This is a genomic window from Pseudodesulfovibrio sp. 5S69 (assembly GCF_037094465.1).
Taxonomy (GTDB): domain Bacteria; phylum Desulfobacterota; class Desulfovibrionia; order Desulfovibrionales; family Desulfovibrionaceae; genus Pseudodesulfovibrio; species Pseudodesulfovibrio methanolicus.
In genome coordinates this window covers 873,014-887,147 of sequence record NZ_CP146609.1, presented here as the reverse complement: position 1 = coordinate 887,147, position 14,134 = coordinate 873,014, and the positions used below count along the sequence as shown (strand labels likewise).

Annotated in this window: 16 protein-coding genes and 1 pseudogene; 13 read left to right on the top strand and 4 right to left on the bottom strand. The window is 56.0% G+C overall.

The window, feature by feature from the left end; genetic code table 11:
- Positions 1-16: 16 nt before the first annotated feature.
- A complete protein-coding gene (locus tag V8V93_RS04205) occupies positions 17-262 on the bottom strand; it encodes a helix-turn-helix domain-containing protein (protein WP_207264526.1) in 246 nt (81 codons plus the stop codon).
- A 280-nt stretch (positions 263-542) separates the two neighbouring features.
- Positions 543-1,499, bottom strand: coding sequence for an integrase domain-containing protein (locus tag V8V93_RS04200; protein WP_207264525.1), 957 nt, complete (start codon positions 1,497-1,499; stop codon positions 543-545).
- Between the two features lie 820 nt (positions 1,500-2,319).
- Here V8V93_RS04200 and V8V93_RS04195 point away from each other — a divergent pair.
- Positions 2,320-2,808, top strand: coding sequence for a helix-turn-helix domain-containing protein (locus V8V93_RS04195; RefSeq protein ID WP_207264524.1), 489 nt, complete (start codon positions 2,320-2,322; stop codon positions 2,806-2,808).
- A gap of 84 nt (positions 2,809-2,892) precedes the next feature.
- Positions 2,893-3,534 carry a DNA-methyltransferase gene (locus tag V8V93_RS04190; RefSeq protein WP_338669110.1) on the top strand — a complete coding sequence of 214 codons (642 nt, stop codon included), beginning with the start codon at positions 2,893-2,895 and terminating at the stop codon, positions 3,532-3,534.
- 158 nt (positions 3,535-3,692) lie between these two features.
- Here V8V93_RS04190 and V8V93_RS04185 read toward each other — a convergent pair whose 3' ends face one another.
- Complete coding sequence (locus tag V8V93_RS04185) at positions 3,693-4,754, bottom strand: TOBE domain-containing protein (protein WP_207264522.1); 1,062 nt, start codon at positions 4,752-4,754, stop codon at positions 3,693-3,695.
- A 188-nt stretch (positions 4,755-4,942) separates the two neighbouring features.
- Between V8V93_RS04185 and V8V93_RS04180 the strand changes: the two genes are divergently transcribed.
- On the top strand, positions 4,943-5,884 hold the full coding sequence (locus V8V93_RS04180) for a sulfite exporter TauE/SafE family protein (protein ID WP_207264520.1): 942 nt from the start codon (positions 4,943-4,945) through the stop codon (positions 5,882-5,884).
- 377 nt (positions 5,885-6,261) lie between these two features.
- Here the strand turns inward: V8V93_RS04180 and V8V93_RS04175 are convergent, their stop codons facing one another.
- Positions 6,262-6,582, bottom strand: a complete 321-nt coding sequence (locus V8V93_RS04175; protein WP_338670205.1) for a DsrE family protein — start codon at positions 6,580-6,582, stop codon at positions 6,262-6,264.
- A gap of 151 nt (positions 6,583-6,733) precedes the next feature.
- On the opposite strand from V8V93_RS04175, the gene V8V93_RS04170 reads away from it, so the two are divergent.
- The 10 genes and pseudogenes from V8V93_RS04170 (at position 6,734) to V8V93_RS04130 (ending at position 14,121) form a co-directional block, all read left to right on the top strand.
- On the top strand, positions 6,734-7,021 hold the full coding sequence (locus V8V93_RS04170) for an ArsR/SmtB family transcription factor (RefSeq protein WP_207264518.1): 288 nt from the start codon (positions 6,734-6,736) through the stop codon (positions 7,019-7,021).
- A 214-nt stretch (positions 7,022-7,235) separates the two neighbouring features.
- Positions 7,236-7,997 (top strand): sulfite exporter TauE/SafE family protein, encoded by a 762-nt coding sequence (locus V8V93_RS04165; protein WP_338668033.1) that lies wholly within the window; start codon positions 7,236-7,238, stop codon positions 7,995-7,997.
- Between the two features lie 52 nt (positions 7,998-8,049).
- On the top strand, positions 8,050-9,030 hold the full coding sequence (locus tag V8V93_RS04160) for an ABC transporter ATP-binding protein (RefSeq protein WP_338668034.1): 981 nt from the start codon (positions 8,050-8,052) through the stop codon (positions 9,028-9,030).
- Complete coding sequence (locus tag V8V93_RS04155) at positions 9,027-9,764, top strand: ABC transporter permease (RefSeq protein WP_207264509.1); 738 nt, start codon at positions 9,027-9,029, stop codon at positions 9,762-9,764. Before V8V93_RS04160 ends, V8V93_RS04155 begins: the two co-directional genes overlap by 4 nt.
- Complete coding sequence (locus V8V93_RS04150) at positions 9,757-10,305, top strand: RNA polymerase sigma factor (protein ID WP_207264506.1); 549 nt, start codon at positions 9,757-9,759, stop codon at positions 10,303-10,305. Before V8V93_RS04155 ends, V8V93_RS04150 begins: the two co-directional genes overlap by 8 nt.
- 46 nt (positions 10,306-10,351) lie before the next feature.
- Positions 10,352-10,435: pseudogene (locus V8V93_RS19470) on the top strand (zf-HC2 domain-containing protein); the annotation flags it as partial.
- 415 nt (positions 10,436-10,850) lie between these two features.
- Positions 10,851-11,348, top strand: a complete 498-nt coding sequence (locus V8V93_RS04145) for a periplasmic heavy metal sensor (protein WP_207264502.1) — start codon at positions 10,851-10,853, stop codon at positions 11,346-11,348.
- Positions 11,349-11,395: 47 nt separating this feature from the next.
- Positions 11,396-12,106, top strand: coding sequence for an ABC transporter ATP-binding protein (locus V8V93_RS04140; RefSeq protein ID WP_207264500.1), 711 nt, complete (start codon positions 11,396-11,398; stop codon positions 12,104-12,106).
- Positions 12,099-13,352 carry an ABC transporter permease gene (locus V8V93_RS04135; RefSeq protein ID WP_207264498.1) on the top strand — a complete coding sequence of 418 codons (1,254 nt, stop codon included), beginning with the start codon at positions 12,099-12,101 and terminating at the stop codon, positions 13,350-13,352. The genes V8V93_RS04140 and V8V93_RS04135 overlap by 8 nt, the downstream gene beginning before the upstream one ends.
- A gap of 19 nt (positions 13,353-13,371) precedes the next feature.
- Positions 13,372-14,121 (top strand): outer membrane lipoprotein-sorting protein, encoded by a 750-nt coding sequence (locus tag V8V93_RS04130; protein WP_207264479.1) that lies wholly within the window; start codon positions 13,372-13,374, stop codon positions 14,119-14,121.
- Positions 14,122-14,134: the final 13 nt, after the last annotated feature.

The window sequence follows — 14,134 nt, the reverse complement described above, 5'->3', positions numbered from 1 at the left end:
CTTACCATCATTGAAGTTACCAAATGCCATGACGATCCGTCAAATCGGACCGGCTTCCGCCTTCGTCCGAGATTGGCGCCTTTTCTGCATGGCCGAGCTGTCCCCTGGCGATGTACGCCTTGAGCAGCTCATGGTGAAATCGGATGCCCCGTTTACCGATCCGAAAAGCCCCCAGCGCGGCAAGCATGGCCGGAGTCCTGACCAGGCTTTCCGAACAATTCAGAATTCGGGCGACATCCTTGACCTTCAATGCGTTCGACATGCGACCTAAACCAAAGGGTTAAACACCTGTCCCGCTGCGGGACTCCCAGCCAACCCTTAAGTCTGATCACACCGGCACCTTTGACCTCAAGGAATCGAGATAGGGTATTTTCACTTTTTTCGATGAGTCGCTCATGAGGGGCGAAAGTCCTCCCCGCCCATCGGCCACAAGCCGACGGGCGGGGAGGACGGTTACCTGAAGATGAATCGCTCAGGCGATTCATCTTCAGGTAACCTCACGCCCAAAAAGGGAAGCCCCACCGAAAAGGGCGGGGCTTCTTCTAACGGGAACTGCCAAGGTAGGCATCGGATACGTCACGGCGGCCAGGGGAATGGCCTGCAGTGACTTCGATGTCGTCACGGGCTTCGGCGTCGAGCCGGGGCCATTCGTCCCCAGCCGTGTCCCGCGCGGTCTTTTGGAAGGCTTCCACGGATTCGTGCTGGTTGGGCGGCTGGAAACCCGTGTGCTCGACGTACATGCGATGAAACCGCTCATGACGGTTGCTGTGCAGCGTCCACCCGCTTTCCTTCTTGGTGAAGCCGCAAAGCCTAGCCGCGTAGGACAGCTTTTCCTGCCATTTGTCGCCCATCCCGCTCGGCATGAGATTATGAATCCCCGGCCTGTCGGATTGACTGACGTATGGCAGAGCTCTCTCAAGAGCATCCTGCTGCCGATCGGAGAGATTGTGCAGCGTCCTAGGGCGCCCACCCTTCGAGCCATACTGGATGTGAAGAGTGCGGGCTTCCTTGTCCCAATCGTTGATCAGATCGACTTTCGCCGATTCTTCTCGTCGGAGCCCCAGTTCGTACTGAAGTCGGATCTGAGCGGCACACCGGGGACCGTGCTCATATGAGGATTCAGCTTCCAGTTTGGCGATTGCCCCCAAGACAAATTCAGGGGCAACCGCCTTGCTGTTGGCGTTGGCAATGGTCCCGCGTTTCACGCCGAACACGTCGTTGGTCGGGCTGATGCGGGTGTTGCCGTAAGTTTCGCACAGGTGACGGGCTGCCGAAAAAATTTCAGCTATGCGCCCGTCACCCACGCCCTGTTCTTTCATCTTGGCGGCCACGGCCGCAAAATGCTTGTTGGAAATGTTGGTCCATTTGCGGACTCCAAACCCGGCTTCACGCAACCGGCCTGCGAAGGCTTTGGCATTCTGCCGGATTCTGTGCTGTTTCGAGCGCGGGCCGGACAGGGTTGCCCTGTTCGCGCCCAGTACCAGACTGATGGATTTCATATGGATCTCCTTCCTGAAGTTCGGGGCAGCGCCCCGGGACAAAGCAGATCGGACCTTCCCCGCTTGCCGGGAAATGACCTGCCTATGGCGCGAATGCGCCACACAACAACCGACACGGAACAAATCAATGTCCATTTCCCACAGAAGGAAAAATCCTGAGAATCCATTCAATAAGGGGTGCCACCACGCAAGCTCATTTGTCCTGCGCATAAGCGATGGCCGTGGGGGAATTACGACAACGGCAGATTTCTAGATACCTGTCGTTTGTCCGGCGGGGTGCTGTGTTTCAGCCTGGCGTTAGGATGTGAAAGTGTGCCGTTTGGAAATGAACGGCAGCGAAGTGTTAGATGTTACGGCGTGTTAGTGCCTACTTAAGCGTTCATCAGTTTAGACTTCGTCAAAACTTATGAACGCGCCTTAGGTGCGTCATACCTCCTTTTGGTGACCAATTTATCCGGTGGATATGCCCTACCATATGACGCCACGAAACCTTCGCGCAAGCTCCGGCGGCACGATTTCTTTCCCTCCCGCCGATTTTCCACGAGCGTGACGCAAGCAGCCGCCGGAGCAAGGCCAGGCCCTTCGGGCACCCGGCGAGCCGGGCGGCCTTGCCCCGACGGCTTTGCTTGCGTCGTGATTACCGCAGGCGACGGCGAGAGGGATGGCGGGTTCGACTCCGGCTCAAGGGATATCCTCAGGTCCCTGCTCACGCATCCACCCCAAAAAAGCAACAAATCCCTTGCTGCTGATTATCAACTTATTTATTAACAGTGTTAAACAACTAGTTGCTTAACACTGTTAACAAGGTGGTTGATTAACCATGGCCGAAGATGACGACGTTGACCTCACCCCTGTGAAGACCCCGGAACAATTGTTGAAAGAAGAAGTCGGGCTTTATCTGAAGATTGTCCGGGAGAATCGGCACAAGCCCCTCAGATGGGTCGCCCAGAAATTGGGGTGCTCCAGCTCGTTCATATCCCAGATCGAAAAGGGGGACGCTTCGATTCCACTGGATCGGGTACTCGACTTCTCCCTTGCCTATGACCTTCCTGTTCCGGAGTTCGTTCGAATCGTTCTCGTCACCATGCACAACGACACGTATAGAGCGCTGATGAGCATACTGGAGAATGACCCGGAAATGGCTAATGCCGCCAACAGTTGCCACACGATTGCAAATCCCAAAGAACGAGCCAAGCGGCGCAAAGCTCTCAACCCTGGGCTGAGTTCAAAATCGCTTCAACGAATGCGGGAATTCATCTTGGAAAACCAAAAGCCGACGTATGGAAAGCCGGTGGCAGGTGATTCGTGATTGATTTACGGAAACAAGACCATCTGGGGGTAACCTCGTCGATCCGAAGACGGCGACATCCACAACGATGATGCGTTCCTTTTTTTGGAGAATTGTCCTTCCCACCGGTACGAGGCCATAATCACCGACCCGCCTTTCGAGATCGGTATCGCCGGCAAGGATTGGGATTGCAAAAAGCTTCGGATCGACGTTCTAGCCTACCAATTCCATCGCGTTCTGAAACCTGGCGGCAATGTCTTTGTGTTCTGCTCGGATTTCCAATTCGGCGATTGGTATCGAGAGCTTTCCCGCTATTTTACCAAGTTGCGCAAATATGCCTGGTGCAAACCGGATTCACGAGGCACCAACAAGGGGATGTTTCAGGAGAGCTTCGAACTCGGGCTGCATGTGTGCTCAGAAAATTCATATTTCGACAAGGAAGGCCGCTATAAAAATTATGTGGTCGCTGGAAAAACATCAGGGAATGAACGGATGATGCCTGACCCCGATGAGGAATGGTCAACCAAGAAGGGCGAAAAGACCCTTCACCCAACGCAAAAAAAATTGTCGGTAATTGAGACTCTGGTTACCGCATTGAGCAAAGAAGACGACACCATTCTTGATCCCTTTGCCGGCACCGGGACGCTTGGGGTCGCAGCCAAAAATTTGGGCAGAAAATTCGAGATGGTCGAGTACGGCTTCCGAAACCACATTGCGGCATGGGACAGGATTCTAGGGGAAGAGTGAGTCCCTTTTGTCTTTACCCGCAAATGCCAATTCAACGTGCGGCGCAACGTCTCTTAAGAGTCCAGTTTATTTTAAGCAGACTTCAAGGGGGGTGGCTCCCAGAAAAGCCCTTGTAGTCTTGTATAATACAAATCGAGGAAACCATCGGCAGGAGGTCATCAGTCAACGTGAAGCACCACGGCGGAACAATTAAACAATGCCCATGCACAGTCTCCAACATTTAATTCAAAGGGTGAGCTTGGGGAGGAAGTGACAAGGGCGCATATTTCAGTTGTTTCAGAAATCTTGACGATATATTCCGTGTTGACCTCTCCATTGGTTATTCTGGTCACCACTCCCCTGAGTCTGTTTTCCGTGCTGCATTTCGGAGATGCTTCACCGCCATGCAAGATTACCAGCGGAGCCTTTACCTCGGCTGTGATCAATCTGCCTAAGCTCAAGCCAAGCCGCTCCAAACTGTCATTCGTGATTACGGTGATGATGGAGTTCCCTTCTAGGGTTTCCATAACGACGCGTGTTTGTATGTCGCCCCTCAAGATTTCTGACACTTTTCCAAAAAAACTATTTCGTGCGCTTGTTTTGCGGCCGGATTCCTTTTCCAGAAAACGCTGAGCAACAGCTTGAATTTCATCCTTGGAGAACGCGACATAGGACGAGGTGAGATTGGGGGTGGAGTGCCCCAGCATCATCTGCACAGCGGGCAAGGGGATGTTGCTTTGCATCAACTCCACGCCTCTCGCCTTGCGGATGGCTTCCGGACCGCCCAGCCGCTTTGGAAACCCACATTCCAAAGCCCGTTCATAAAATTTGCGCCGAACAAAACCAGGGTCCAAATCAAGCAGTCTTTCTGACTCCTTGTGAGATTTCAAGGTTTCGATCTTCCCCCTGATCTCGTCGGCAAGAGATCGTGAAATATGAACTTCCCTCGGTTCCGCTCTCTCATTCCCATTCGAACGAAAAATCACCAGATGGCGAGCCCAATCGAGATCGGTATGTATGTTGATCGATAATACTTCGCTCAACTTTGCGCCCGTATACCTGACCAGAAGGAAAATGAGCAAAACGCTTAGTCTGGACAAACGAACATCGTCGCGTTTTGATTTTCCAGCCCACTCCCGGAAAGAATCCTCCAATCGATTCAGTTGGGAGTGGCTCAGGCACTCCTCTCCTTCCGCAATGGAAAGAATCCGTCCATCATCACTTCGGTTGAAACCTGTCATTACTAAGAGCCTTTGATTGCTGAGAGTTGCTGCTTGCCCCTGAAAATACCATGGCAGCTTGAAGAAAGCCCGACGATAATCATTCGACCTCGCTCACATTGGTATTGACTTGCCGAAACTTTACTGTCACGAATATAGACACTTCCGTGACTGTTGACAAATGTTATCACAAAAAGGCGGTCGATTCCATGTACTTCCAAACTGCTGATATCGAAGTCGCGCTCTGGATTCCACCTTTTGTGGCGTTCGTCATTTCTTTTTTCACCTCAATGGGCGGCGTTTCCGGTGCCTTTCTGCTCTTGCCGTTTCAGATGTCCTTCATCGGGTATACGAATCCATCCGTCAGCGCCACCAACCAGGTGTTCAATGTCGTTGCCATCCCAAGCGGAGTATATCGTTACTGGCGCGAGGGGCGAATGGTGTGGCCGCTGACATGGATCGTCGTCCTCGGCACGCTGCCAGGTGTCTTTATCGGCGCCATGGTCAGGGTGCATTATTTGCCGGACCCGAAGCATTTCAAGCTGTTTACCGCCTGTGTGCTCCTATATATCGGGTTTAAAATGGTGAGGGACGTGCTGGGGAACTCAAATGGCGGGGCCAAGAGGGAAAGCGAAGCACGCTTTCGGGAAATGGTCAAACGAAACACTAGTCCGAAGGGGGCGGCGCCCGCGCCCGCCACGACAGTCACTTGTTTCAATCTAAAGCGACTCGGGTTCACGTTCTACGGGGAAGCCTATGACGTTTCATTCTGGGGAATTTTTCTTCTCAGTTTCATTGTCGGCATAGTGGGGGGGATTTACGGGATAGGAGGGGGATCAATAATCGCCCCGTTCTTTATTACTTTTTTCGAGCTTCCAGTCTATATCGTCGCAGGTGCCGCACTGATGGGAACCTTTGTCACATCGGTTGCAGGCGTCGCTTTTTACCAAGCCATCGCACCTTTCTACCCAAACCTTTCCGTGGCTCCCGACTGGCTGTTGGGAATACTGTTCGGAGCGGGAGGAATGGCGGGGATGTATCTTGGGGCTCGATGCCAAAAGTTTGTGCCAGCCAAGGCCATCAAGTGGATGCTGTCTGGCGTCATGGTGTTTACTGCGATCAAATACATTCTAAACTTTTTTGGATATTGACCAATATAAACCGGCAATCCGTTTCTCCCCGGGAGGCGATGCTATGTGTACAAAGAGAAACGCTGACAGACATTCTCAAGCAAATTGGCGAAAGCCACGATCCCGATCACATTCGGCGGCTTCTTGAAGAAATTAATGCATGCAACAAATGCCCGGAGAACCATCTGTGCCAGGATGGTCAAAAGTCGGATTGCCGTTGTCATCTAAGTTTTCAGATTGAGCTTAAGAATTACATCTATGCGATGACAAACAAAAAGTAGTATAACCTGTTGCGGTAGAACACGATGCAATTAAGTGCCCACCACATTTAAAATGTGAGGGAACTGAATTTTCTGAAACATGGCGACGCCTTTTTCAAGGCTCCTTCTATATTTCATCTAGTAGTTGAGAATCCTGTCTGCCTTTATCATTTCCGCATACAGGAATTTCAGGCTGGACAACTTGACGTATTCGCTTTCATCCACACCGTGGATGCTCAGGCACTTCCCTCAGGCTACCAGCACGCCCTCACTCAGGGCGAACATCTTCGCCTGTTCGGCGATCGGGAATGTATCCGAATCGCCCGCATACAAATCAACGGCGCTGGCGTTCAGGAACAACGTGACGTCCTCGCCCTCATTCAACAGGAAGTTGCCGAAACGGACAGTGTTCCATTTCACTTCCGGGTCGTTGCTGGAAAGAATGATCAAGACTTGTATAGAGACTCCTTCTATTTGACATTGCCTAAGTATAGATTATTTCCATTCCAAGTTGAACAAAAACCTCGGCGAGACCATTGTTGGGAATGGTGGACTTTACACCATTTTTAAATAAGTATATGCATAGATTCTTTATCACATCGAGGAACCAATGGTCAATTTTGAAAAACAAGCCAGTATGTTCAAAGTCCTCTCGGTCGGCACTCGCATACGGATACTGGAGCTGCTGAAAGGCGGCCCTTTGTGCGTAAACGCCTTGGCGAAGAGGCTGGGCGTCACTCCTTCAGCCGTATCCCAGAACCTGCGCATCCTGAGGGATGCGGACCTCGTTGTTGCGGACAAGCAGGGCTATTTCGTGCATTACGGGATTAACCGGCAGACCATGACGGAATTGCGGTCCCTCGCGAACGGGGTGTTCAGCATGCCAAATTTGTTGTGAAATGGTATGAATAGACAGCCTGTGGAGAAACCCGCAACTCGTGCCGAAAGATTGCCTGGGAAGCAATTCGTTCGGGACCCGCAGATATTCCGAAGCCGGCGCGACTCGACTTTTCCCGATCAACAGATTGAAGCGATACACCAGCCAGGGTGGGCGCTCGGAGTCCCCCGGCCAGCTGCGAACAATCGCCTGAACACATCGTCAAGGACCGCATATGAGCCTACCCGTTGTCTTGCTTGCAGGCGTATTTTTCATCTCACTCCTGCTGACCATGGTCGGTCTCGGCGGCGGGCTTGTCTTCTCGCCGCTGTTCGTGCTTCTGGGCATGGCGAAGGGCGAGGCGGCCGCCGCATCCCTGTTCCTGAACCTCACGGCTGCGGGATCGGCGGCGTACGCCTATTCGCGAAAGGGGATGGTCGATTTCTCCCTTTCGATCCCGCTGATCCTGTTTTCCGCAGCGGCCGCGCCGATCGGCGCTTACCTGAACACCCGGATCGAAACGAAACCGTTCCTGATGATCATGGCCGTCATTCTCTTTCTGGCGGCGGTGCGCATGCTGTTTTCGCCCAAGGGCGACGACCGGACGGTGGAGCGGGCAAGAACAACCAAAATTATCGGCGGGGCGATTATCGGCGCGGTCATCGGCCTGATGGCCGGGTTGCTGGGAATCGGAGGCGGGGTCTTCATCGTCCCCTTGCTTATCTTCTTCTTGAAAATTCCGACCAAGACGGCTGCCGCTTCATCCACCTTCATCGTCTGCTTTTCCTCACTCACCGGCTTCCTGGGATACGCATCCATGGGGGAGGTCGATTGGTATTTCCTGTTACCTGCGGCGGTGGTCGCCTTTCTCGGCGGTCAGGCCGGAGCGAGGCTGATGAGTACCAGGCTGACGGGCCGGACGGTCAGGCTCCTGTTCAGCCTGCTCCTGTTCGGATTGTGCGCCAAGCTGTTACATCAGGGTTTTTATGGGGTTTGATGAATACGCCGAAACAGATCAAAACAAGAATCGGTTCGGGAGGTCCATCCTGATGATGAACGAAGCAATAGCGGTCGAAGGCCTGAGCAAGCGGTTTGAAGGAGTGCAGGCCGTGGACGGCGTGTCATTCGCCGTGGAGCGGGGAGAGCTGTTCGGATTTCTCGGGCCGAACGGGGCTGGAAAGACCACGACCATCAACATGCTCACCGGGTTGGCCCGCCCGGATTCCGGGAACATTCGACTCTGCGGCGTCGATTGCACCCAAAACCCGAGGGTCGCCCAGCACCTGATCGGCGTTGTCCCCGACGAGAGCAACCTCTACCCCGAGCTGACCGGGTTCGAGAACCTGTGTTTCTGCGCATCGCTGTATGGCATCCGGAAGGACGAGCGCCGGGAGCAGGCAAAGGCGCTGTTGCGCGATTTCGATCTCGTCAAGGCTGCCGACCGAAAGTTCGGCGGGTACTCCAAGGGGATGAAGCGGAAGCTCACCATCGCGGCGGGCATCATCCACCGGCCGGACATCCTGTTTCTCGACGAACCCACCACGGGCATCGACGTGGCCAGCGGACGCCAGATACGCCAGCTCGTGGCCGACCTGCATCAGGCCGGGACGACCATCTTCCTGACCACCCACTACATCGAGGAGGCCGAACGGCTCTGCGACCGCATCGCCTTCATCGTTGCCGGGCGCATCGTCGGCGTTGACTCGGTGGAACACCTGATCCAGCCCCTGCAAGGACGGCATGTCCTCGAAATCACCTGCCAGGAGGCCTTGACGGAAAAGGTTCGTGAAGGGTTGAGCCAGGCCTTCCCCTCGCTGGTTATCTCGCCCCCCGAGCAACAGTCGATCCGTGTGGAATCGGACTCCCCCGTGCATGTGGGGCCGTTGGTGCGCCGAATCGAGGAACAGGGATTCACGGTCACGGAAGCGCGTCGGATACGCCTCTCGCTTGAGGATGTTTTCGTGCAGATAACGGGCATAGAATCCGGTGCCATGCATCACGAGAAGGAGATGAAGGGGGGAAAGAAATGAACAAGCTGATCGCCTTCTGGAATATCTTGGCAAAAGACATGCGCACCTACTATCTGAAACCGCCGAACGTGAGCTGGGGCATCATCTTCCCCCTGGCGTGGACAGCCATGTTCTTCATCCGCTCCGGGAGCGGGCTGGAAAGCATTCCGCAGCTACTCCCCGGCGTGGTGGCCATCTCCATCCTGTTCGGCACCACCTCCATGCTCGCGGTCACGGTGACCTTCGAGAAGAAAAACCGCTCCTTCGAACGGCTGTTGCTGGCACCCATGTCATTTGAGCTCCTGATGCTTGCCAAGACGAGCGGGGCGATCTTTTTCGGCGTGTGCAACGCCTTTGTACCCGTGATCATGGCCCTGTTCCTGACCGACCTCGCCCAGATCGCCTGGGCGCAGTTCATCCCCGCAGTGATCCTCATCGCGGTGGCCTCCACGTTCCAGGGACTGTTCATCGCGGTGGCCGTCAGCGAGGTGTTCGAGGCGCAGACCTTTTCCAACTTCTTCCGTTTTCCCATGATCTTCCTGTGCGGGCTCTTCTTCCCCATCGAGAGGCTGCCCGCCCTGCTCCAGCCCGTGTCCTACGTACTGCCCCTGACTTACGGGGCCGACGTCCTGCATGGTGCTGTCCATGGCGGCCACATTCTGCCATGGTATCTGGACTTGCCTGTACTCGGCCTGTTCTGTGCGGCGCTGTTCTGGGCGAGCCTTCGAAACATCCGGAGGCGGTGGATTGCCTGATAGGTCCCGATCGCAACTCCCGGACGAAGTCCTGTTGGAGGCCTCGGGCAACGGGGACCGGCAGGCCTTCGGGGAACTCGTCCGACGCCACCAGTCCTGGGCCTGGGGCGTTGCCTGCCGTTTTCTCGGCTCCGGGAACGATGCCGAAGACATCGTCCAGGCCGCCTTCATCAGGCTGCTCGGCGCGTCTGGCCGCTATCGCCGTACCGCGCGTTTCAAGACCTTCTTCCACGTCATCATCTCCCGGCTCTGCCTGGATCATGCCAAAAGAAAAAAAACGGAACAGGCGGACGACTATCCGGAATTGGCCGATTCGTCTCCCGGGCAGGAGGAGGCGTTGATAATGAACCAGAACGCGGCCCGCGTGCGCCGGGCATTGGACGCTCTCCCTCCCAGGCCTCGCATGGCCGTCGTGCTTCGGTACTATGAAGGGCTCGGTTATGATGAAATGGCCGTTGTTCTTGAAACGTCACGGAAGGGCGTCGAGCGGCTGCTGTCCAGGGGACGCGAGGCCTTGCGGGATAAACTGGGATCACGATGAACTTTTTTCGGTCTAAGCCGGGGGTTTTCCGGACTTGGATCGTTTAATGGAAATGAGGTCGACACACATGCATTGCCGAAATTGCCATACACGTCTTTCCGCCTACCTGGACGGGGAACTGCCCGAACGGGAGATGCGGGATATGGAACGTCATCTGGACGGGTGTGCGTCATGCCGGGAGCGTCTTGCCGGGTTGGAGGCATTGGATGCGCCTCTTGCTTCCCTGAGCATTCCGGAGATGCCGGGCGATCTGGGATACCGGATCATGGCCCGGGCTTCGCGGGAGTATTTCGACACCCCGAAAAAGGGAGGCTTCCGGGTGATCGCCCGCAGGTGGCTGGGGTCGACGGCCACGGCGTCAGCCTTGGCGGCAGGCCTGCTTCTGGGCGGCCTGCTCGGGTGGAACAGCCACGGCAATCCGGTTTCGGAACGGACTATGATGCAGACGGAGAAAACGGTCTTCGCGTCCCTGAGCGCCGCTCCCGGCGGGTCGATCGAAGCCGCAGTGCTGGCCGGATTCAGCGACGGGGGGGAGGTTGTAAACCATGCATTATTTGAAGCGGTCTTTGCTGGCCCTGTCGGTAGGATTGAACGTCGCTTTCATCCTGTTCTGGGGGATGCAGCATTTTTCCGGGCAGAATCAGACACCGCTGGAAAAGTCCCGCCCTTCTGGTGACCAGTTTTTTGCAGCGAGGTATGAAGGCGTGCAGGTGACTCCCGAACAATGGAAGGCACTGGAGCCCTATGCCTTGGCCTTCAAGACCAACACCGACCGCATCCGCCGGGAAACGATGCAGTTGCGAAAGCAGTTGCTTGAGTTGCTGGACAAACCCGTTGCCGATGAAGAGGTGATCCGAGTCATTCAGCAAAAGATTCTTGCGAACCAGGGCGACATGAAAGACGAGGTTCTTCGTCTCCTGCTCCATGAGAAAAGCGTGTTGCGGCCGGATCAGTTTTCCGGGTTGATCCAGGCGATTCGGGATTACGGAGGCCGCAGGCCCGGATTTGGGATAATGACCGGAGGAAAACCGGAACGGGATTAACGGCATGGCCGGGGAATGCCCTTGGGCCATGCATACAGGAGAAAACCATGTCGCTGATCGAACTGAACGGCATTTCGAAAAAATACCTGACGGGGGAGGTCGAAACCGAAGCCCTGAAACAGGTCACCGTCTCTATCGAGAAAGGGAAACTCGTCACGTTCGTCGGGCCTTCGGGCAGCGGCAAGACCACGCTGCTGAACATCATCGGCTGCATGGACAAGCCGTCGTCCGGGGAGGTCCGGGTGACCGGCGCCAGGGTGGACACACTGGGCAAGAAGGAGGCGGCGAATTTTCGCGGCAAGCATCTCGGCTTCATCTTCCAGTCGTTCAATCTCATCCCGGTCCTGAGCGTGTATGAGAACATAGAGTACCCTCTGCTCATGATCACCAGGACTTCGGCGAGCGAACGGCGGGAACGCGTGATGGCCGTTCTGGAGGCCGTCGGCATGACGGACCAGAAGGACAAGCGGCCGGACCAGATTTCGGGCGGACAGAAACAGCGCGTGGCCGTGGCCCGGGCGCTGGTGACCAACCCGGAGGTGGTGCTGGCGGATGAGCCCACCGCCAACCTCGACCATGATACGGCCCACAAGATCATCGATCTGATGAAAAAGATGCGGGACACCTACGGGACCACCTTCGTCTTCTCCACCCACGACCCGCGCATCGTCGAACACGCCGATGTGGTGCACGGCATTGAGGACGGCAGGCTGCTTGCCGGAAATCCGCTTATCCAGGGAGGCAACGACCATGCTTAACATATTCAAGATCGCCCTGCGCAATCTGGCGCGCTACAAACGGCGTACCGCCCTCACTTCCCTGCTCATCGTCATCGGCGTGTGCATGGTGGTCATGTTCTCGGGCCTCGCCGGATCGTTCAAGTCCATGATGATCGGCATCATCACGGATTCGGTTATCGGGCACATGCAAATCCATCGCAAAGGCTATTTTTCATCCATCGACACCATGCCCCTCAACCTGAACATGAAGGGGCAGGCGTACAAGAAAATCGCGGAAACCCTCGACGCCACCCCCGGCGTGGAGGCGTATGCGCCCAGGCTGAAGCTCGGCGCGGTCCTCAGCAACTATATGGAAAGCACCAACGTCAGGCTTTCGGCCATCGACCCGAAACGGGAAATGGCCGTCTGCACGGCATTGGCCGGCAGGATGAAGCAGGGAGCCCCCGGCTCCGGCGAAGACCTGCTCGAAAAGGGTCAGGTCGTCATTCCCGAAAAGGTGGCCAAGAGCCTGGGGATGAAGCCCGGCGACTCCGTGGTGCTGGTCGCCACCAACAAGGACGGCTCGGTAAACGGCATGGAATTTCAGCTTGCCGGAATCATCGAAGACCTCATGGGACCGGGCGGAAAAGACGCCTACATGCACATCGAGGACGCCCGCAGCCTCCTGCGCACCGAACCGGGCGAGGTCACCGAGATCGTGGTCAGGGTTTCCAGCTTCAACAAGCTGAAGTCCATCGCCGGGTCGCTCACGGCAACGCTTGGCGGATTCACGAACAAGAAGGGGCAGCCCGCCTTCGAGCTGCACACCTGGGACAAGCTGTCGCCGTTCTCCAATATCGCGAACATGATCGACCTGATGCTGGTCACGGTGAAGATCGTCATGGTCGCCATCGTCCTCATCAGCGTGCTCAACGTGATGCTGATGTCGGTCTTCGAGCGTGTGCGGGAAATCGGGACCATCGCCGCCATGGGAACCTCCCCCGGAACGATCATGTCGCTTTTCGTGGCCGAGGGCGTGCTCCTGGGCGTGCTGGGGACGGCGCTCGGCCTGATCCTGGGCGTGGGCGGTCTGCTGGCCTTCAAGGCGGCTGGAGTGGCCTTCTCCTTCGGGCGGATGGATAACCTAATCGTGCGTCCGGACATCAACCCCGGCGAAATGCTCTTCCTGTCGGCCATCGTCCTGGTGGCCTCCGCCCTGGCGGCGCTGCAACCCGCGTGGAAGGCAAGCCGGATGGAACCCGTCGATGCGCTCGGCCACGTATAACCGCATGAGGATACCGCACATGTACTCTTTGAAATATGTCCTGTTCGTTGCTGCCGTCTGCCTTGTTTTTGGCGGCGGCAATCAGGCTTCCGCCATGGATGCAGGGGAAGTGCTCCTGGCCGTGGACCGCAACCTGGCCCCGGTCAGCTACGAATCCTACCGCAAGCTCATCAACATCGAGCCGGACGGGAGCAAAAGGGAATATGTCCTCTACACCATCAAGAAAGGCCAGGACATGGTGGCCTCCGTCTTCCTGGAGCCTTCCAGCGACAAGGGGCGCGGGACCTTGCGCCTAGGCGACAACATGTGGCTCCACATTCCGAGCGTGGCCAAACCGGTCAGGATAACCAGCCTCCAATCGGTGACGGGTGGCATCTTCAACAATGCCGATATCATGCGCCTAGACTATAGTGCCGAATATACGCCCGAATCCTTGGAGGAAAGCGGTGACGCCTATTTGCTTCGCCTGAAGGCGAAGACCAACGAGGTTGCCTATGACAGGCTGGAGATGCTGGTGGCCAAGGACCGGTTGGTTCCGACGGAGATCAAGTGTCTCGCGGCGTCCGGGATGCTGATCAAAACCCTGCATTTCAAGAAGATGACCGACTTCGGCGACGGATTCGTCCGCCCGGCCATTGTCGAGACGGACAGCCCGCTCCACAAGGGGTACCTCTCGGTGATGATCTTCGCCCGGATGAAGGCCAGGGACTTCTCGGATGAAGTCTTCACCCTCAACTACCTGCCGCGGATAGAAACCCTTCGTCAGTGATGGCGGGAAGCAG

What these genes read in the sequence shown, in the direction of transcription:
- V8V93_RS04205 (WP_207264526.1), bottom strand. Translation starts at nt 262, where the DNA reads ATGTCGAACGCATTGAAGGTCAAGGATGTCGCCCGAATTCTGAATTGT.
- V8V93_RS04165 (WP_338668033.1), top strand. Translation starts at nt 7,236, where the DNA reads ATGAGCCTACCCGTTGTCTTGCTTGCAGGCGTATTTTTCATCTCACTC.
- V8V93_RS04200 (WP_207264525.1), bottom strand. Translation starts at nt 1,499, where the DNA reads ATGAAATCCATCAGTCTGGTACTGGGCGCGAACAGGGCAACCCTGTCC.
- V8V93_RS04140 (WP_207264500.1), top strand. Translation starts at nt 11,396, where the DNA reads ATGTCGCTGATCGAACTGAACGGCATTTCGAAAAAATACCTGACGGGG.
- V8V93_RS04195 (WP_207264524.1), top strand. Translation starts at nt 2,320, where the DNA reads ATGGCCGAAGATGACGACGTTGACCTCACCCCTGTGAAGACCCCGGAA.
- V8V93_RS04185 (WP_207264522.1), bottom strand. Translation starts at nt 4,754, where the DNA reads ATGACAGGTTTCAACCGAAGTGATGATGGACGGATTCTTTCCATTGCG.
- V8V93_RS04130 (WP_207264479.1), top strand. Translation starts at nt 13,372, where the DNA reads ATGTACTCTTTGAAATATGTCCTGTTCGTTGCTGCCGTCTGCCTTGTT.
- V8V93_RS04155 (WP_207264509.1), top strand. Translation starts at nt 9,027, where the DNA reads ATGAACAAGCTGATCGCCTTCTGGAATATCTTGGCAAAAGACATGCGC.
- V8V93_RS04145 (WP_207264502.1), top strand. Translation starts at nt 10,851, where the DNA reads ATGCATTATTTGAAGCGGTCTTTGCTGGCCCTGTCGGTAGGATTGAAC.
- V8V93_RS04160 (WP_338668034.1), top strand. Translation starts at nt 8,050, where the DNA reads ATGATGAACGAAGCAATAGCGGTCGAAGGCCTGAGCAAGCGGTTTGAA.
- V8V93_RS04180 (WP_207264520.1), top strand. Translation starts at nt 4,943, where the DNA reads ATGTACTTCCAAACTGCTGATATCGAAGTCGCGCTCTGGATTCCACCT.
- V8V93_RS04170 (WP_207264518.1), top strand. Translation starts at nt 6,734, where the DNA reads ATGGTCAATTTTGAAAAACAAGCCAGTATGTTCAAAGTCCTCTCGGTC.
- V8V93_RS04135 (WP_207264498.1), top strand. Translation starts at nt 12,099, where the DNA reads ATGCTTAACATATTCAAGATCGCCCTGCGCAATCTGGCGCGCTACAAA.